The 17,510-nt window shown below is 75.1% G+C and carries 18 protein-coding genes and 1 pseudogene; 12 read left to right on the top strand and 7 right to left on the bottom strand.

Annotated features, from left to right (window positions below):
• Positions 1-398: 398 nt before the first annotated feature.
• On the bottom strand, positions 399-971 hold the full coding sequence (locus ACH4ZX_RS14955; protein WP_398272214.1) for a MarR family winged helix-turn-helix transcriptional regulator: 573 nt from the start codon (positions 969-971) through the stop codon (positions 399-401).
• A gap of 172 nt (positions 972-1,143) precedes the next feature.
• Between ACH4ZX_RS14955 and ACH4ZX_RS14950 the strand changes: the two genes are divergently transcribed.
• Positions 1,144-1,428, top strand: a complete 285-nt coding sequence (locus tag ACH4ZX_RS14950) for a hypothetical protein (protein WP_398272212.1) — start codon at positions 1,144-1,146, stop codon at positions 1,426-1,428.
• 432 nt (positions 1,429-1,860) lie between these two features.
• Positions 1,861-3,312 (top strand): hypothetical protein, encoded by a 1,452-nt coding sequence (locus ACH4ZX_RS14945; protein WP_398272210.1) that lies wholly within the window; start codon positions 1,861-1,863, stop codon positions 3,310-3,312.
• A 171-nt stretch (positions 3,313-3,483) separates the two neighbouring features.
• On the opposite strand, the gene ACH4ZX_RS14940 is transcribed toward ACH4ZX_RS14945, so the two are convergent.
• Complete coding sequence (locus ACH4ZX_RS14940) at positions 3,484-4,770, bottom strand: MFS transporter (RefSeq protein ID WP_398272209.1); 1,287 nt, start codon at positions 4,768-4,770, stop codon at positions 3,484-3,486.
• 129 nt (positions 4,771-4,899) lie between these two features.
• Between ACH4ZX_RS14940 and ACH4ZX_RS14935 the strand changes: the two genes are divergently transcribed.
• From ACH4ZX_RS14935 to ACH4ZX_RS14925, 3 genes are all read left to right on the top strand, one after another.
• Positions 4,900-5,835, top strand: coding sequence for a LysR family transcriptional regulator (locus ACH4ZX_RS14935; protein WP_398272207.1), 936 nt, complete (start codon positions 4,900-4,902; stop codon positions 5,833-5,835).
• Positions 5,836-6,519: 684 nt separating this feature from the next.
• Positions 6,520-7,476: a DUF2249 domain-containing protein gene (locus tag ACH4ZX_RS14930; protein WP_398272205.1), complete on the top strand. Its 957-nt coding sequence runs from the start codon at positions 6,520-6,522 to the stop codon at positions 7,474-7,476.
• Positions 7,477-7,567: 91 nt separating this feature from the next.
• Complete coding sequence (locus ACH4ZX_RS14925; RefSeq protein ID WP_398272203.1) at positions 7,568-8,584, top strand: Acg family FMN-binding oxidoreductase; 1,017 nt, start codon at positions 7,568-7,570, stop codon at positions 8,582-8,584.
• Between the two features lie 75 nt (positions 8,585-8,659).
• Here ACH4ZX_RS14925 and ACH4ZX_RS14920 read toward each other — a convergent pair whose 3' ends face one another.
• Positions 8,660-9,088 (bottom strand): hypothetical protein, encoded by a 429-nt coding sequence (locus ACH4ZX_RS14920; RefSeq protein WP_398272201.1) that lies wholly within the window; start codon positions 9,086-9,088, stop codon positions 8,660-8,662.
• 80 nt (positions 9,089-9,168) lie between these two features.
• Entirely contained in the window at positions 9,169-9,837 is a 669-nt protein-coding gene (locus ACH4ZX_RS14915) for a helix-turn-helix transcriptional regulator (protein ID WP_398272199.1), read from the bottom strand.
• A 148-nt stretch (positions 9,838-9,985) separates the two neighbouring features.
• Between ACH4ZX_RS14915 and ACH4ZX_RS14910 the strand changes: the two genes are divergently transcribed.
• Positions 9,986-10,369 carry a cupin domain-containing protein gene (locus ACH4ZX_RS14910; protein WP_398272197.1) on the top strand — a complete coding sequence of 128 codons (384 nt, stop codon included), beginning with the start codon at positions 9,986-9,988 and terminating at the stop codon, positions 10,367-10,369.
• 9 nt (positions 10,370-10,378) lie between these two features.
• Here the strand turns inward: ACH4ZX_RS14910 and ACH4ZX_RS14905 are convergent, their stop codons facing one another.
• Positions 10,379-11,281: a helix-turn-helix transcriptional regulator gene (locus tag ACH4ZX_RS14905; protein WP_398272195.1), complete on the bottom strand. Its 903-nt coding sequence runs from the start codon at positions 11,279-11,281 to the stop codon at positions 10,379-10,381.
• A gap of 260 nt (positions 11,282-11,541) precedes the next feature.
• Here ACH4ZX_RS14905 and ACH4ZX_RS14900 point away from each other — a divergent pair, with 260 nt between their 5' ends.
• From ACH4ZX_RS14900 to ACH4ZX_RS14875, 6 genes and pseudogenes are all read left to right on the top strand, one after another.
• On the top strand, positions 11,542-12,102 hold the full coding sequence (locus tag ACH4ZX_RS14900) for a quercetin 2,3-dioxygenase (RefSeq protein WP_398272194.1): 561 nt from the start codon (positions 11,542-11,544) through the stop codon (positions 12,100-12,102).
• A gap of 68 nt (positions 12,103-12,170) precedes the next feature.
• On the top strand, positions 12,171-12,263 hold the full coding sequence (locus tag ACH4ZX_RS14895) for a hypothetical protein (protein WP_398272192.1): 93 nt from the start codon (positions 12,171-12,173) through the stop codon (positions 12,261-12,263).
• 6 nt (positions 12,264-12,269) lie between these two features.
• Positions 12,270-12,536, top strand: a pseudogene (locus tag ACH4ZX_RS14890) (DUF1427 family protein); the annotation flags it as partial.
• A 27-nt stretch (positions 12,537-12,563) separates the two neighbouring features.
• Positions 12,564-13,628: an amidohydrolase family protein gene (locus ACH4ZX_RS14885; RefSeq protein ID WP_398272463.1), complete on the top strand. Its 1,065-nt coding sequence runs from the start codon at positions 12,564-12,566 to the stop codon at positions 13,626-13,628.
• Positions 13,625-14,557, top strand: a complete 933-nt coding sequence (locus ACH4ZX_RS14880; RefSeq protein WP_398272190.1) for an alpha/beta hydrolase fold domain-containing protein — start codon at positions 13,625-13,627, stop codon at positions 14,555-14,557. Before ACH4ZX_RS14885 ends, ACH4ZX_RS14880 begins: the two co-directional genes overlap by 4 nt.
• Before the next feature lie 189 nt (positions 14,558-14,746).
• A complete protein-coding gene (locus ACH4ZX_RS14875) occupies positions 14,747-15,814 on the top strand; it encodes an NAD(+)/NADH kinase (protein ID WP_398272462.1) in 1,068 nt (355 codons plus the stop codon).
• Between the two features lie 39 nt (positions 15,815-15,853).
• Here ACH4ZX_RS14875 and ACH4ZX_RS14870 read toward each other — a convergent pair whose 3' ends face one another.
• Positions 15,854-16,879 carry an NAD(P)-dependent alcohol dehydrogenase gene (locus tag ACH4ZX_RS14870; RefSeq protein WP_398272188.1) on the bottom strand — a complete coding sequence of 342 codons (1,026 nt, stop codon included), beginning with the start codon at positions 16,877-16,879 and terminating at the stop codon, positions 15,854-15,856.
• Positions 16,880-17,003: 124 nt separating this feature from the next.
• Entirely contained in the window at positions 17,004-17,408 is a 405-nt protein-coding gene (locus ACH4ZX_RS14865; RefSeq protein WP_398272187.1) for a DUF302 domain-containing protein, read from the bottom strand.
• Positions 17,409-17,510 lie beyond the last annotated feature (102 nt).

Here is a 17,510-nt window from a genome sequence, read left to right as displayed (position 1 = left end):
CGGGTGGCCGGGTCAACCGGACAGCGTAAGCCTGATGGTTGACCCCGCGAGGCCGACCTGGCGGACGCCGGCCGGTCCGGAGCCGTCGGCCGGAACGGACGGTCGGAGCTGACTGGTTCGGTGCGTTCGGTGCGTTCGGTGCGGTACGGACGGCCGGGCGCTGACCGGCCCGGCGCTGACCGGTCCTGAGTCGACCGGCCGGAGCCGATTTGTCGGAGCCGACTCGTCGGAACTGACCGTCGCGGTGCGACGGGTCGGAACTGGGCGGCGCGGGGTGGCCGGTCGGAGCTGACCGGTCTGGGGTGTTCGGCGTGCGGCGGCCGGTCGGAACTGGCCGACGCGGGACCGACCGACCCGGGCGACGGTCGGAGCCGGCCGAGCGGCCGGGGCGTTGCCGGTCAGGTCCTCGGGCGGCGGCCGCTGCGTCGCGGCGCAGGTTCCGCTCCGCCCAGCAGTTCCCGGCGGCGCTCCTCCCCGTGCCCTTCGACCTGCCGTACGACCTGCCGCAGCCCCTCCGCGAGGCCGCGGCACTCGGCGTCGCTCAGGCGGGCCGTGACGAAGGCCTCCTCCTCGTTGAACTCGGGGAAGACCCGCCGCATCAGATCCTCGCCCTTGTCCGTGAGGCTCAGCAGCACCAGGCGGCCGTCGCTCGGATGGGCGGCCCGCCGCAGCAGGCCCCGCGACTCCAGCGTGCGCGCCACCCCGGTGAGCGTGCCCTTGGAGATGCCGGCCTCGTCCGCCACGTGCCGGGTCTCCGACTCGCCGAACACCCACACCACCCACAGCACGACGAACGCCGTCCAGGTCAGGTCCGAGCCGCGCAGCACGGAGTTCTCCAGGTGCTGGCGCACCGCGGACGCGGCCCGGTAGATGTTGGCCACGGCCGCCATCTGCTCCCGGCGGATCGGGAACCCGCCGAGCTTCGCCGAGACGAGCGATTCGGTTTCCGTGATGGATCGCTGACCGGGCACGGGCGGCTCCTTCGGGTCCTGCGCCAAGAACCGCACGGCCGACGGGCGCCGTACGGTCGTTCGGCCTCAAATTGTACGGAGGCGATCGCGGGCGCCCGCCAGGGCCCGCGCGGGCGGCACTCTCACCCGTGTGGGTGATCTTGAGCGCTCGGGTCGCGGGTACTCGCGCACGGTGACTGATCCAGGTGGACCGCCGCCGGAGGTGCGGCTGCTGATCGAGCGGATCGTGTCCGCCGTGCGCAAGGGCGACGACACCCGCGTACAGATCCTGCTGTGCCGCTTCGCGCACCAGGCCGACATGGGGGCCGCCTTCATGCTGCGGCAACGGTTGCTGCACGACCCGCCGGACGGACCGGGCAGCGGGACGGGCGACGAGACGGGCAGCGGGGCGGACGACGAGGACGGCGGGATGCGCCCCGGCCGGGTCCCGCCGCACCCGGCCGATCACCTCAACTGATCATCACATGGCCGCGACGCTTCAGGGTAGACGGAGCCTGCGCGGGCCGGAGGGCGATCCGGTCCGCGTCTCCGGTGCCACGCACCGGGGACGCCCGGTGACCGGTCGGCGGGTCACGGGGCGGCGGGCCGTCGCCGGGGTCAGCCCCGGCGACGGCAGTCGGGCCGACGCCGCCCCTGCCTCACCGGCGACCCGAGCGGTTCGCGGTCCGTCAACGCCCCCTGAGTGCGGCGCGGTCGCTCGAAGACGCCCCGACCGGTGCGCCGGGTTCGACGAGCCTCGGCCGAGAGGAACTGAGAGTCCGCCGGATCGTGAACGTCCTGACCCGGGAAGGGGTGAGGGCCGCTCATCCCGCCGACCTGGTTACGGTAGCGTAGGTTACGGAACCGTAAGTACGGCTTCCGGAACCGGCGATCACACCTGCGAGGACTCATGCGCACATCCCGGACGACAACCGACCTGCCGTGGCTGATCCAGGGCGGAATGGGCGTGGGGGTGTCCGGCTGGCGCCTCGCCCGCGCCGTCGCGCGCACCGGGCAGCTGGGTGTCGTCTCCGGCACCGCTCTGGACACGCTGCTGATCCGGGTGCTGCAGAGCGGCGACCCCGGCGGTCACCTCCGGCGGGCGCTGGCCGCCTTCCCCGTGCCCGAACTCGCCGACGCCGTCCGGCGGCGCTACTTCGTCGAGGGCGGGATCGGGGCCGGGGAGCGGTTCGCGGCCACGCCCCGGCTCACCGCCGACGAGGCGTGCCCGGCCCGCTCGCTGACCGTCGTGGCCAACTTCTGCGAGGTGTGGCTGGCCAAGGAGGGCCACTCCGGGCCGGTCGGCGTCAATTACCTGGAGAAGGTCCAACTCGCCACCGTCCCGGCCATGTTCGGTGCCGTCCTGGCCGGCGTGGACTACGTCCTGGTGGGCGCGGGCATCCCCGCGCAGATCCCCGGAATCGCCACCCGGCTCGCGCGGCTGGAGCCCGTCACCGCGCGCGTGGACGTCGAGGGCGACGACCGGCCCGCCGAGCTGTGCTTCGACCCGGCCTCGGTGCTGGGCGGGGCGCGGCCCGGACGGCTGCGCCGCCCCGACGTCCTGGCCATCGTCTCGCTGCCCGCCCTGGCGTCGTACCTGTGCCGTTCCCCGGAGACCACGCCGGACGGCTTCGTCGTCGAGGGCCACCGCGCCGGCGGGCACAGCGCACCGCCGCGCGGGCCGCTACGGCTGGACGAGGACGGCGACCCCGTCTACGGCCCCCGCGACACCCCGGACTTCGCCAAGATGGCCGCGCTCGGCCTGCCCTTCTGGGTAGCCGGTGGCCAGTGCGGGCCGGAGTATCTGCGGCGGGCCCGCGCGGCGGGCGCCGCCGGCGTCCAACTCGGCAGCGTCTTCGCGCTGTGCGAGGAGTCGGGGCTCGACGCACGGCTGCGGCGGGAGCTGGTGGCACGCCGGCTCCGCTCCGAGCTGACGGTGCGCAACGATCCCGCGGCCTCCCCGACCGCCTTCCCCTTCAAGATCGCCGATCTGCCCGGCACGCTGGCCGACCCCGCCGTCGGCGCGGCCCGCCGCCGGGTCTGCGACCTGGGCTACCTGCGCACCCCGTACCGCTCCGAGCGCGGCACCCTCGCCTACCGGTGCCCGGCCGAGCCGCGCGCGGCCTACCTCCGCAAGGGCGGCGCCGCCGAGCAGACGGAAGGGCGCCAGTGCCTGTGCAACGGCCTGCTGGCCGCCGTGGGACTGGGCCAGCGCCGCCCGCACGGCGCGGTGGAGCCCCCCGTCGTCACCATCGGCCAGGACCTCGGCTTCCTGTCGCGGATCGCCCCCGAAGGCCGCCCGTACACCGCCGAGTCGGTGGTCCGCTGGCTGTCCGCCGGCCTGACCGCGACGCCCGTGTGAGCGCGACACCGGCCGGCCGCTGACGACTGGCGCCACAGGACGGCGGACCGCAACCTCCGTACCACGCAACCTCCGTACCACGCACCCGCCGGCCGGCCGCGGTGTCGGGCGGGTGCCGGCCGCGGTGCCGGCTGTGGGGGCGGCCGTGGTGCCGTCCGCGGGGGCTGACTCTCAGGGGCGGCCCGGTGTCGGCGTCGGCGCCGGCTCCGGCTCCGGCTCGTGGAGAGGCCCTGCCGCGCGGCGGGGGAGCAGCAGTGGGGTCGTCAGCAGGAACACGCCGGCCAGGCCGACGGCCGTACGCGGGCCGAGCAGGCTCCCCAACAGGCCCCAGACGGCCGTCAGCAGCGCGGTCGAGGCCTTGGTCGTCACCGCCCAGGCGGACAGTGTGCGGGCGGCCCGGTCGGTCGCGGTGCGCTGGAGGCGGCAGGTGGCGTGGACGGGGTTGAAGACCCCGCAGCAGAGGATCAGCCCGAACTCGACGCCCGTCACCAGCAGCAGCCCGCCGGCACCCGGCCCCAGGAACGCCAGGCCGACGGGCCAGACCGCGCGCAGCGTCCCGGCCGTGACCAGCACCCGGTGCTGCCCGAACCGGGTGACGAGTGGCCGGGCCAGCCGGGAACCGAGCAGCCCGCCGATCGAGGGCGCGGCGAAGGCGAGGCCGTACTGCCACGGTGCGAACCCGAGCCGGCCGAGCATCAGGACGGCCAGCAGCGGCTGGACGGCCATCACCAGGCCGTTGAACAGGGCGGTGTTGCACAACAGCGGACGCAGCGTCGCGTCGGCGAGGATGTACCGCCAGCCGTCCAGCAGGTCCCGGGCCCGCAGGCGCGCCGCCGCAGGGCGCTCGGGCCGCGGCTCCCGGCCGCCCATCGCGCGGATGCCGAAGGCCGAGAGCAGGTAGCTGACCGCGTCGGCCACCACCGTCGCCACCGGCCCGAGCAGTCCGGTCGCCGCGCCGCCCAGCGGCGGACCGATGATCGTGGTCGTCCAGGTCGTCGACTCGAAGCGGGCGTTGGCGACGAGCAGGTCCTCGGCCGGCAGCAGCGTCTTCAGGTACGCGCCGGAGACGGCGCGGAAGGTGATGTCGGCCGCCGCCACGACGACCGACACCAGCAGGAGCTGGAGGAAGGTGAGCACGCCGAGCGCGAACGCGGCGGGGACCGTCAGCAGCGCCGCGAACCGCACCAGGTCCATCGCGATCAGCACGGGCCGCTTGCGGCGGAACTCCACCCACGGGCCGAGCGGCACCGCCACGGCCGCGCCCACCGCGGACCCCACCGCGGAGAGCGCGGCGACCTCGGCCGGCCCGGCGCGCAGCACCCGGACGGCGATCAGCGGGAACGCCCCGAAGGCGAGCCAGGTGCCGAGCGCGCTGGTCCCGTACGCTCCCCAGAGCCACCCGAACCGCCGCCCCAGCCGGTGCCCGGGCGGATGCCCCACCCGCTGCCCGCTCCTCATGTCCGACGCCCCTCGTCACCCGCACAACCGATCCGCGATCGGAAGCATCAAAGCGAGCGCCGCGACCAGGGATCAAACAACCGCGGAGCCGCGGGACACAACCGACGGTTGTGTCCCTAGGGTGTCGGCATGGACCTCGACACCGTCCGGACCTTCGTCGCCGCCGCCGACGCGGGACAGTTCCAGGAGGCCGCCGCCGAACTGGCGGTCACCCAGCAGGCCGTCTCCAAGCGCATCGCAGCGCTGGAGCGCGCCCTCGGCGTGCGGCTGTTCGCGCGGACCCCGCGCGGCGCCGAACTCACCATCGACGGGCAGGCGTTCCTGCCCCACGCGCGCGAGCTGCTGCGCGTCGCCGAACGCGCGGTCTCGTCCGTGCGCACCGGCCACCGCCCGCTGCGCGTCGACATCATCGCCTCGCGCGGCGCGGCGTCGGGCCTGATGCGGGGCTTCCACCGCGCGCACCCCGAGATCGACCTCGACGTGGTGATGCTGTTCGACATCGAGACGGCCGTCGCCGCGATCCGGTCGGGTGAGATCGACGCCTCCTTCCGCGCCGTCGCCGCGCCCGGCCGGCCCTTTCCCGAGGACATCGCCTCCGTCCGGGTGCTCGACGAGCCGCTCCAGCTCCTCACCGGCCCCGCCCACGTCCTGGCGGGCGCCCGCTCGGTGCCCCTCGCCCGGCTCGCCGGGCACCGGATCTGGATGCCCGGCATCGTCCCCGGCACCGAGTGGGCCGCCTACTACGACGACCTCGTCGCCGAGTTCGGTCTCACCATCGAGGCGACCGGCCCCAACTTCGGTTCCGACGCGCTCCTCGACACCGTCGCCGACACCCCGGCCCTGGCCACCTTCATGGGCGGAGACACCCGGCTCGTCTGGCCCGCCGGCCACGGCCTGCGCCGCATCCCGGTGACCGACCCGACGCCGGTCTACCCGCACTCGTTGCTCTGGCACCGCGACAACCCCCACCCGGCGCTGGCCACCCTCCGCGCCCACCTCGCCGCCGCGACGCCCGGTCACGACGCCGCCGGCACCTGGATGCCGGACTGGGTGATCGCGCGCTGAGCGCGGCTGCGGCGAGACGTGCGCAGAGGCAGGGGGAGGGGGAGGGGCAGGGGTGCGCCTGCGGTCCTGGCCACGCCCGTGTACGGGGTGCCGTCCGCAGGTCCGGCCACGGGCGTGGCCGCCTCGCTCGGTGTCGCCGCGGGCCGCGCGGGCGGTGCCGTCCGTCCGCCCGGCGTCGGCGCCGCGGTCACCGGGAGGCGCACCGGCGGGCCTGCCGGGACGGACGTCCGCAGCGGCGGGGAGGGGCCGCTGTTCATGATCCCGGAGGTTAACCGGCGCCGGCGCCGTCCCACCCGGGCCGAAGATCCCTTCCGGGGCGGCCGTTAGGCCCTGTTCCGCGGGCCGAAGCGGGGGCCGGGGGGCCGGAGCCGGTGGACCGTCCGGCCCAGGACCCGGCGTGGGCGGCGCGATGATGCTGGTCACCGACCGGCCGGGAGCCACCGGACCGTCGGGTACGGCTGCCCGGCCACGTCTCCTCGTGTCCAAGGGTCGCGGCAGCGCGGTCCCGGCCCGGTCGCCGTCCGGGCGTCCCACCCGTCGTGCCGGATGGATGTCCGCCACGCCCCGGCGTCGGAGCCCCGCTCAACGCCGTCGGCGGGAGCGCCGGCCGCGTCGGGGCGTGGCGGACGAGTCGGCCCACCGCACTGGCCGGAAACTCCGGCCGTGAACCGCTGGAGGCAAGCCGTGAGTGCTCTCACCCTGGCGTCGGCGCCCGAGGACGCCGCCGCCCTCGAGGCGGCCGAGACACACCGCGCCCTCCTGGCCGGGGAGTTGGCCGGACGGGTGACGGCGCTGCTCGCCGCCGCGGACCACGAGCCGGGGGCCGCCGGGCGGATCCGCGCCGGTCTCGTCGCCTTCTGCGAGCGCGAACTGCTGCCGCACGCGGCCGCCGAGGAGGCCGTGCTCTATCCCGCCGCGCGTCGGCTGCCCGACAGCCGGCTGCTCGTCGAGAGCCTCATCGCCGAACACAGCTGCATGATCGTGCTCGTCGACGCCCTGCGCACCGCGTCCAACCCGACCGGCGCGGCGGCCGACGCCCGCGCCCTGCAGGTGCTCTTCGAGGAGCACGTCGCCAAGGAGAACGGTCTGGTGCTGCCGCTGCTCGCGGTGGCGCCGGGCGTCCGATTCGCCGCGCTGCTCGGCGAGTTGCACGAACGGCTCGCCGACGACACGACGCCCGACGCCACCCCCGCGCCCCGGGTCACCGAAACGCGCCCGGCCGCCGAAACGCGCCCGGCCGCCGAAACGCGCCCGGCCACCGAAACGCGCCCGGCCACCGAAACGCGCCCGGCCGCCGAGAGGCCGTCGGAGACGGCGGAGGCGGAGACCGAAGCCGAGACCGGGACCGAGGCCGACGCCGGGCAGCAGGGCGGTTGCGGCGGAGCGTGCCGCTGCGGCGGCGGTGCCCAGGACACCGAGGTGCCCGAACTGGACGTGCGGTCGGTTCCGCACGCCCTGTGCCACGCCACGGTCCTCGGCGCGCTCGACGCCGTCCCGGCCGGCCGCGCGCTGGTGCTCGTCGCCCCGCACGATCCGCTGCGCCTGCTCGCGCAGATCGAGCGGCGCGACCCGGGACGCTTCGCCGTGGAGTACCTGCAACGGGGTCCCGCGACCTGGCGGCTCCGCCTCGGCCGCGACTGACCCGGCACAGCACAAACCCGCGGACGCCGACCCGTCCCGGTCCGCACGCACTCACGGACGATCGGGTCGCCCGCAGTAGGGAGGAGACACCGTGCGCACCCAAGTCCTGGACGCCGCTGCCCTGGAGGCGCTGCTGGCGGCCGCCGTGGCGGCGCCGTCGATCCACAACACCCAGCCCTGGCGCTTCCGGCTCGACCCGGACAGCCGGGCGCTGGAGGTCCGCCCGGCGCCGGAGCGGTCACTGCCGCTGGCCGACCCCTTCCGGCGCGCCCAGTACCTGTCGGTGGGCGCGGCCGTGTTCAACCTCCGCCTCGCGGCAGCCCACATGGGCTGGCAACCGAGGGTGCGGCTGCTGCCGGACCCGGCCGACCCCGCGCTGCTGGCCGCCGTCCAGCTGACCGGCCCGTTCGACGAGGACGGCTACCACGCCCCCGAACCCGACCTCTACGACGCCATCGCGCGGCGGCACACCAGCCGGATGCCGTTCACCGGCCGCCCGGTGCCCGAACCGGTCGTCGCGGAGATGAGCGCTGCGGCGCACGCCGAGGGCGCCCGGCTGCACCTGCCGGACATCGCCGGAACCCGGCGGCTGCTGCGCCTGACCGCCGCCGCCGAGGCCCGCAACCACACCAACCCGCTGCGCACGGCCGAGAGTCGCGCCTGGATCACCGCCCCGGGAGCGGCCACCCCGTACGGCATCCCGGCCACCGCCCTCGGCCCGCGGGACGCGGCCGGACGGGTGCCGATGCGGGACTTCACGGGACCGCTGCCGCCCGCTCTGCGCCTGCCCGCCCTGCGCTTCGAACGCCACACCCACTTCGCCCTGTTGTGGACCACCCACGACCGGCGTGAGAACTGGCTGCGAGCCGGCCAGGCCCTGCAGCGCGTGCTGCTCACCGCGACCGCGCACGGGGTGCGCACCTCGCTCCTGCACCAGGCGATGGAGTGGCCGGACCTGCGGGCGGCCAGCGGCCCGGCGTGGCGTCGGTGCCACCCGCAGGTGGTGATCCGCTTCGGCTACGGCCCCGACGGCGCCCGCACCCTCCGCGCGCCCGGGCGCGCCGCGTACGGGGCAGGGCCGGACGGAGCCGACGCGCCGAACGCGTGACGTACCACCGTGCGGTGCCGCCTGGCGATGCCACCGGGCCGGGCTGCGGTGCCGGGCCCGGCGCACCGGCCGCGGTCAGACCGCGAGGAGGCTGACGCCCAGCACGAGCAGGGCGATCACCTTGACCAACTCCACGGCCACGTAAGCGAGATGACCACGTGAGCGGGGCAGCTCCTCCCCGGCCAGGACGCGGTCGGAACGGCGGTTGAGCCGGGGGCGGATCACGGCCAGCTGGCCGGCCAGCGAGACGGTCACGACGACGGTCAGCGCGACGATCGACGCCGTCGGGTCTCCCACGGCGACCGCGACGATCACCGCGACGGCCAGGACGGCCTCGACGGAGTTCAGCGCCCGGAACACCAGCCGGCCGATGCCCAGGCCGAGGGGGACGGTCACGCCGGGGGCACGGAACTTCAGCGGCGCCTCCAGGAAGGAGATCGCCAGCACCATACCGAGCCAGACGAAGGTGACTGCCCCAGCGGCGGCGGCTGACGTGGTGTTCATCGAGGTGTTGCCTTTCTCGGACGGCTCACGGATATCAGGAGTCTCAGAAGTCAGGGGGGGAGGAGGTGGTGTGCGCGCCGTCAGACCGGCGCGGGCCGGAGATGGGCGACGCAGGAGTCGGGGGTGGCGAACGGCTCCAGCCGGGCCGCGTCCAGCGGGGCGCGCAGTCCGGCCAACGCCCCTTGCATCAGGCCGAGATGGAGCGGGCACACCAACTGCCCGTATTCCTCTGCCAGTTCGAGGAAGGGGCAGTGCCGCAGCCGGATGCGCTCCGGCGCTGCGGCGCCCTCTTCCCCGTGTTCGGCGGTGGGGGCGAACCCGAGGTCGTCCAGCAGGGCGACGAGTCCGTCGGCGGCCTGCCCGGCGGTCGGCTGCCGGAGCGGCGGTGCCGGATCGACCAGGAAGGCGCCCCACGCCCGGCCGGCCTCCGTGGCGGCCCGGTGCGCCTCCGGCCCGGTGGACGCCAGTTGACCGAGCAGCATCTGTGCCAGGAGCCGGTAGCCGCGCGTGCCTCCCCGGTGCATGCCCGGCTCCGCGGCGTAGACGGTCCTGGGCCGTCCGCGGCCCGACGGCTCCTCGGTACGCCGCTGCACCAGGCCCTCGCTCACCAGCGCGTCCAGGTGGAAGCGCACGGTGTTGGGGTGCACCCGCATCCGCTCGGCCACGTCCGTGACGCCCAGCGGTGCCGCGGCGGCCCGCAACACCTCCAGCACCTCGCGACGGCGAGGGCTCTCCCGCCCGGTGGACATGTCGCTCCGGCCTCCCTGCACCCGCGTCCGTTCCCGCTCTCGGTCCCTGGTCCTGGTCCTGGACCTGGACCTGGACCTGGACCTGGAATTTTTCCAAATGGTACCTGTAATAATTAGAGCCGTAAGACCCGGCCCCCCAAGGAGTCCCATGCCATCCGAGCCACTCCCGCAGATCCTGTGCGACGCCCGGGCGCTGACCGGCCGGCCGCCCGCGTCGGTCGAGGTGGCCTGGAAGCTGGCGGAGAGCGGGCGCCAACTCGACGCCAATCTCGTACGGCTGCCGCCCGGCGAGCGCATCGCCACCCACACCGAACCCGACCTGGACGTGCTGGTCACGGTCGTCGCCGGCTCCGGAACGGTCGACGCCCCGGCCGCCGACGGGCCCCAGGACCTGACCCCGGGCACCGTGCTGTGGCTGCCCCACGGGTCCACCCGCAGCCTGACCGCGGGGGAGGAGGGCATCGCCTACTTCACCGTCCACCGCCGCCGCCCCGGGATGCAGATCCGCCCCCGGCCTGCCGCGACGCCGTGATGCCCGGCCTCAGGGGCGCGTCACGGAGCGGAATTCGGTCGGGGTCATGCCGGTGCGGTGGCGGAAGAAGGCGCTGAAGGCCGTGGCGTGGGAGAAGCCGATGCTTTCGCCGATCACGGCGGTCGGCAGTGGGGTGTGGATGAGGAGGCGTTTGGCCTCCAGCAGCACCCGGTCGTCGATGTACCGCTTGGCGCCGCAGCCGAGGGCGGCGCGGGTGGCCCGGGTGAGGGTGCGGGGGCTGTACCCCAGGCCGGCGGCGTAGTCCTCGACCCGGTGGGTGCGGCGGAAGCCCTCCTCCACGGCCCGACGGAACCGCTGGAAGGGCTCGTCGCCGGTGCGTGTCGCGCGCAGCGGGTCGGCCAGGTGGACGAGCCGGATGAGGATCACGGACAGCAGGTCGCGCAGCGTCTCCACGTACGCCTCCAGCGGCAGGTCGCTCAGCGCGGCGTGCTCGTCCGTCAGCGTGTCGAGCAGCCGCAGCAGGGCTGCCTGGCGTTCCTCGCCCGGCGTGATCAGCCGGTGCGGGACGTGCTCGCTGTCCCGGATCAGCGCGTCGGTGGCCGCGCTGGGGAAGCCCGGCGGGACGACCAGCACCGTTCCGTCGCCGCCCTCGTGTCCTGAGGGGAAATGGACCACCTGGCCCGGCCACACCCACAGCCAGTCCCCGGCGGTCAGGCGGTAGGCGGTGAAGTCCACGGAGCACTCCAGCCGGCCGCGGCGCAGCGCGATCAGCAGGTGGAAACCCGGGCGCGCGGGCGTCGTGAGCGGCAGCCGCCGCTCCCGGGCGCGCTCGGCCAGTCCCGGCAGGTCGAGGACCTCCAGGCCGGGCGGCCGGCCCGGACTCGGACGGTACGGCACGGCCGGGATGCCCGCCGCCCCGCCCTGCGCCGGGATCTGTCCGTTTTTCTTCATCGCGTGGCCGAGTGTATGCCGGGGGGCCCGCGCTGCCGGACCTAGGTTGTGCAGGAGCCGCAAGGGCCGCCCCCGCCGCCGGAGCCACCCGCACCCCGCCGTCCCCGGACACGCAGCCCGGCCACCCCGCGGCCCGCACACCCGGTCCGTGCACCGCGCCCGAACACCCGCCGGGAGCCGCCCGCCGGTACCCGCCCCGCCGGGAGCCGCCGGCCGGGGTACGCGCCGCCCGCACTGGGTCCCGATCAGAGAGGATCGCCGTGACCATCGAGTTCGCCACCCGCTACCGCAGCCGTTCGCGCATTCCGGCCGAGCCCGGCAAGCCGTACTTCGTGGAGAAGGGCATGGGCGACCGCGCCCACCTCTTCACCGACCTCTTCACCGTCTACGCCGGCGGTGAGCAGACCGAGAACACCTTCAACTTCTTCACCTGCGAGGGGCCCAAGGGCGACCTGATCCCCGCCCACTCCCACCCGGACACCTACGAGGTCTTCTACATCACCGACGGCGCCGTGCGCCTGTTCGCGGAGGACCTGGAGGGCGAGCAGCACGAGAAGCTGCTCACGGCCGGCGACTTCGGCTTCGTGCCCAAGAACTGCCCGCACGCCTACCGCATCGAGCGCCACCACAGCCGTATCGTCGGCGTGGCCGCGGGCCCGAGCGGCACCTTCGAGCGGTTCTTCGAGAGTCTCGGCACCCCCACCGAGGCACTGGGCCTGCCGCAGCGGCCGTACGTGCCGGAGCCGCAGAAGTTCGGCACCGTGCCGCAGCGGTACGACGTCACCTTCCTGCCGGATCACCAGTGGCGCACCGGGAGCTGAGCCGATGCCGTATCTGAGGGTCCTGCTGGCCGGCGTCCTGGTCGGCGTGGCCTACGTGGTGGGTGCGGGTGAAGTCGCCCGCGCCGCCGCCGGTGGCGCTGTTCGGCCTGCTGGGCATGGGGCTCGGCCAGGCGGCGCTGGGCGCCCTGTGGGACCGGTGAGAGGCCGTGACCGGTACGAGCCCTACGAGCCCTGTGGCCCCTGTGACCCCTGTGACCCCTGTGACCCGTGAGACCCCTGAGAGTTCTGTGAGCGGCGAGCCCGCCGCCCCGCGCGTCTTCCTGCGCCGGGCCGGTCTCTCGCTCGCCGCCGGACTGCTCATGGGCGGGCTGTACCAGGCGCTGGACCTGACCTCGCCGGCCCCGCCGCTGATCGGTCTGACCGGGCTGGCCGGCATCGTGCTCGGCGAACGCGGTGCCATCGCCGTACGCGACCGCCTGATGCGCGTACGCGAGCGCCTGATGCGCGTACGCGAGCGCCCCACGCGCCGCCCCGCCGCCTCACCCCCGCCGCAGAAGGAGGAACATCCCGTGTCCCTTGACACCCACGGCTACCTCGACGTCCACGCCCACTTCGTCACCGACTCCTACGTCCGGCAGGCGCGCGAGGCCGGACACGAACTGCCCGACGGGGTCCCCGCCTGGCCCGCCTGGTCGGCCGCCGCGCACCTGGAGCTGATGGACCGCTGCGGCATCGAGACGTCGATGCTGTCCGTCTCGTCGCCGGGCGTCCACTTCGGCGACGACGCCGCCGCCCGGCGCCTGGCCCGCGAGGTCAACGAGGCGGGCGCCGACACCGTACGCGAACACCCCGGCCGCTTCGGTCTGTTCGCCTCCCTGCCGCTGCCGGACGTCGACGGCGCCCTGGCGGAGATCGCCCACGCCTACGACACCCTGGGCGCCGACGGCGTGGTCCTGGAGTCCCACACGCACGGCACCTACCTCGGCAACCCGGACCTGGAGCCGGTGTGGGCCGAGCTGGACCGGCGGGGCGCGGTCGTCTTCCTGCACCCGACCTCGCCGGTGTGCTGGGAACGGTCCGCCCTGGGACGCCCCCGCCCCATGGTCGAGTTCATCTTCGACACCGCCCGCACCGTCACCGACCTGCTGATGTCCGGCACCCTCCGGCGCCACCGCGACCTGACGGTGATCGTGCCGCACTGCGGCGGCGCCCTGCCCGTGCTGGCGGACCGCATCAACGGGTTCATGAAGATGTTCATGCCCGCCGGAACCGAGGCGCCCGACGCCGTGGCGGAGCTCGGGCGCCTCTACTACGACCTCGCCGGGCCGGCCCTGCCGCGCCAGCTGCCCGCCCTGCTGAACCTCGTCGCCCCCGACCGGCTGCTGTACGGCAGCGACCACTGCTGGACCCCCGCCGCCGGAGTGGAGGCCCACGTCGCCGCTCTCGACGCCGCACCCGCACCCGACGGCGCCGCGAGCTGGCGCCACCTCACCACCGCCAACGCGCGCCGCGTCCTGCCGCGTCCTGCCGCGCCCGGCCCGCTGACGGACGGACCACCACGATGACCCACCCGGCACCCGCGCCGTTCCCGTTCCACCTGCTCGCGCCGCCCGACCCGCTGGCCCTGCCGCTGCCGCCCGCGGCGCGTCCCGCCGACGGCGTGCGGCTGCTGCGCGGCGCCGTCTACGCGGTCCCCGACGGCAGCCGCCCGCTCACCGTCGACCTGTGGCTCCCCGACAGCGCCGCCGGACCGGTCCCGCTGATCGTCTTCGTCCACGGCGGCGCCTGGCGCACGGGCCTGCGCGACGACCTCGGCCCCCGTTTCCGCCACTGGCGGCCCGGCCCCTTCGCCCGGCTGGCCCGGGCCGGTCTCGCCGTGGCCTGCCCCGACTACCGCCTCACCGGCGAGGCGCCCCACCCGGCCCAGACCGACGACCTGGCCACCGCGCTCGCCTGGCTGCACGGCCGGGCCGGCGACCTCGGCGTGGACACCTCGCGCACGGTGCTGTGGGGGGAGTCCGCCGGCGGGCACCTGGCCGCACTGACCGCGCTCACCCAGCACACCCGTCCCGGCACGGCCACCGTCACCGGCTGCGTGACCTGGTACGCGCCCACCGACCTGGCGGGCCTCGCCGAGGACTGCCCGCCCGGCCGGTTCGACGCCCACGACCCGGCCAGCTTCGAGGCGCTGCTGCTCGGCGGCCCGCCCGCCGACCGGCCCGACGCGGCCCGCGACGCCAGCCCCGTCGGCCGGGTGGGCCCGGAGGCGCCGCCGTTCCTCCTGCTGCACGGCGCCGACGACACGATCGTCCCCGCCCGCCAGTCCATCCGCCTCGCCGACGCCCTGCGCCGCTCGGGCCACCACCCCGACCTGCGGCTCCTGACCGGCGCGGACCACCTGTGGGTGGGCCTGTCCGAGGAGGGGGTCGAAGAGTGCTTCACCCGCACCGCGGACTTCGCCCGCGCGTGCGCGAAGAACGGCGGGAGGGGCTGAGGGAGGCGCCGGGAAGACGGGCCGAGGACGCGGCCCGGCTCCTGTTCCCGCGCCGCCCGGGGCAGATACGGGGTGACCAGGTACCGGTACACAGCAGAACAAACCGGTACGAATCGGTGCGGCGTGGGTACCGAGCCCGTACGGGGGCGGTGTCCCGGTGACCGCGATGTCCTGGAGGCGGACGTGCACGTGACAGTGAGCCGGCTCGGCCTGGTCGTGCACAGCGGGCGTCCGGCGGCGGTGGAAGCGGCCGGTGTCGTCCGGGGATGGTGCGCGGAGCACGCGGTGCGCTGCGCCGACATCGACGTCTGGCGCGACGGCGGGCGGCGCAGCGCCTGCGACGAGGTCGAGGCAGCGGGCGACCCCGACCTCATCGTCACCCTGGGCGGCGACGGCACGTTTCTGCGCGGTGCCCGGCTCGCCGCCGAGAACGACGCCCTGGTCCTGGGGGTCGACCTGGGCCGGCTCGGTTTCCTGACGGAGGTGCCTGCCGCCGGGGTGCGTTCCGCACTGGACACGGTGCGCGAGGGACGGCTGCGGATCGACAGCCGGATGCTGCTCACCCTGCGTGCCTCCCGGCGCCTGGAGGTGCCGCCGGGAGTGGACGCGCTGGTCCGCTACGGCAGGGGACCGCTGCTGCCGCCTCCACCAGTGCGCGCCGAGTGCGCGGCCGACGACGAGTGGGGCATCCCGCTGCACGTCACCGCGCTCAACGACATCGTCCTGGAGAAGCTGGCCCGCGACCGCCAGGTCTCGGTCGGTGTCTACATCTCCGGCCGGCTCCTCGCGTCCTACTCGGCCGACGCGGTGCTCGTCGCCACCCCGACCGGGTCCACCGCCTACAGCTTCGCCGCCGGCGGGCCCGTCGTCTCGCCGCGCGCGGAGGCCCTCGTCTTCACGCCGGTCGCCCCGCACATGGCCTTCGACCGGTCGGTCGTCACGGCGCCCGACGAACCCATCGGGCTGCGGGTCCTCGAGCGGTCGGGCCAGGCAGCGGTGAGCATCGACGGCCAGCTGCGCGGCGTGCTCGACCCGGGCGACTGGATCGGCGTGTACGCGGCCCCGCGCCGGCTGCGGGCCGTCCGGCTGGGCCCGATGGACTTCTACGGCCGTCTGCGCGAGCGGATGAACCTGACCGACGCGCCGGCCGCGGTCGCCTACGGTTCCCCGGCGCCGCTGTGGTCGATGACGACGCCGCCACCCGGCGACCTCGCCCACCTGGCCCTGCTGACGACGGAGGCCCCGCCCCGGCACTGAACGGCCACCGGGCCCACCCGCCCCGCCTCCCGGCGCGGGTCAGGGCACCAGGATCGCGCGTCCGCGGACCCGGCCCGCGTCGAGGTCGTCCAGGGCGTCCTGGAAGCGGTCGAGCGGGTACTCGGTGGTGTGCAGCCGGACCCGGCCCCGCGCGGCGAGCACCATCAGCTCGCACAGGTCGCTGTAGGAGCCGACGAGGTTGCCGATGAAGCTGATCTCGGCCGAGATGATGTCGATGGTCGGGACGTCGATGTTCTCCCCGTACCCGACCACGTGGTAGTCGCCCGCCCGGCGCAGCATGCGCACCCCGTCCCGGGTCGCGCCGCCCTCGCCGACGAAGTCGACGACGGTCTCGGCACCCCGGCCGCCCGTCAGCTCCAGGACGTCCTCCACCTGCCGTCCCCCGGCGAGCACGGTGTGGTCGGCGCCGACGGACCCGGCCAGCTCCAGCGCGTCGGGACTGCGGTCCACGACGACGATCTCGGCCGCCGTGAGGACCTTGAGCACCTGGACGCCGATGTGCCCGAGCCCGCCCGCGCCGATGACCACGCACCGGTCGCCCGGCCGCAGCCGCCGGGCCGCCCTGGCGGCGGCGTGATAGGCGGTCAGGCCCGCGTCGGCGAGGGCCGCGACGCCGGCCGGCTCCAGGGAGTCGTCGAGGCGTACGACGCTGCGGGCGGAGGTCCGCAGGTACTCGGCGTAGCCGCCGTCCGTGTCGATGCCGGGGAAGGCGCTCTGCTCGCAGTGCACGTCGTCGCCCCGCCGGCACGCCCGGCACAGCCCGCAGGTGACCAGCGGATGCAGGATGACCTTGTCGCCCTCGGCGACGTTGGTGACGGCGTCGCCGACCGCGTGCACCCAGCCGGCGTTCTCGTGCCCGATGGTGCAGGGCAGCGTCACGCCGGACTTCTCGGCCCACTGCCCTTCGAGGATGTGGAGGTCCGTACGGCACACGCCCGCGCCGCCGATCCGGACGATCACGTCGTGCGGGCCGGTGACCTCGGGAGCGGGGACGTCGGTCATCTCGGGGGCGCGGCCGTAGCCGACGACCTGGACTGCCTTCATCGCACGTTCTCCTTCTCGGGGGACGCGGCCCGGTCGGTCGCATTCCGTCGGCTGCGGGCTTCCGTCGGCTGCGGGCTTCCGCCTGCCGCGGACCTCCGCCGTCCGCGGACTCCGGCCGTCCGCGTCAGCTCTCCGCTTCCGCCGCGGTGAGGGCGGCGAGGGCGGCGTCCAGGCGGCTGGTGGCCTCCTCGGCCACGGGGCGCAGGGCGTCGAGTTCGGTGAGGGCGACCATGGTGCCGGGGTCCAGGACCTGCACGGCGGTGCGGTCGCCGTCGCGGCGGACGACGACGTTGCAGGGCAGCAGCAGGCCGATGCCGCGGTCGGTGTCCAGGGCGCGGTGGGCGAGGCCGGGGTTGCAGGCGCCGAGGATGACGTAGTCCTCCATGTCGTGGTCGAGCTTGGCCTTGAGGGTGGCGGTGACGTCGATCTCGGTGAGGATGCCGAAGCCCTGCGCGGCGAGGGCGTCGCGGGTGCGGGCGACGGCGGTGGCGAAGTCGGTGTCGAGGTGCACGGTGCGGTCGTAGCGCATGGTGTCGGCCTTTCTCGTCGGCGTGCCCGCGGGACGGGTGTCCTGCCGTGGGCGAGGTACTCGTGGAGTGTTTCCCCGGTTTTTCCCGTCCTTGGAAATACC

The sequence above is a fragment of the Streptomyces sp. NPDC020490 genome (genome assembly GCF_044335305.1).
Lineage (GTDB): Bacteria > Actinomycetota > Actinomycetes > Streptomycetales > Streptomycetaceae > Streptomyces.
This window is presented reverse-complemented; position numbering and strand designations above follow the sequence as displayed.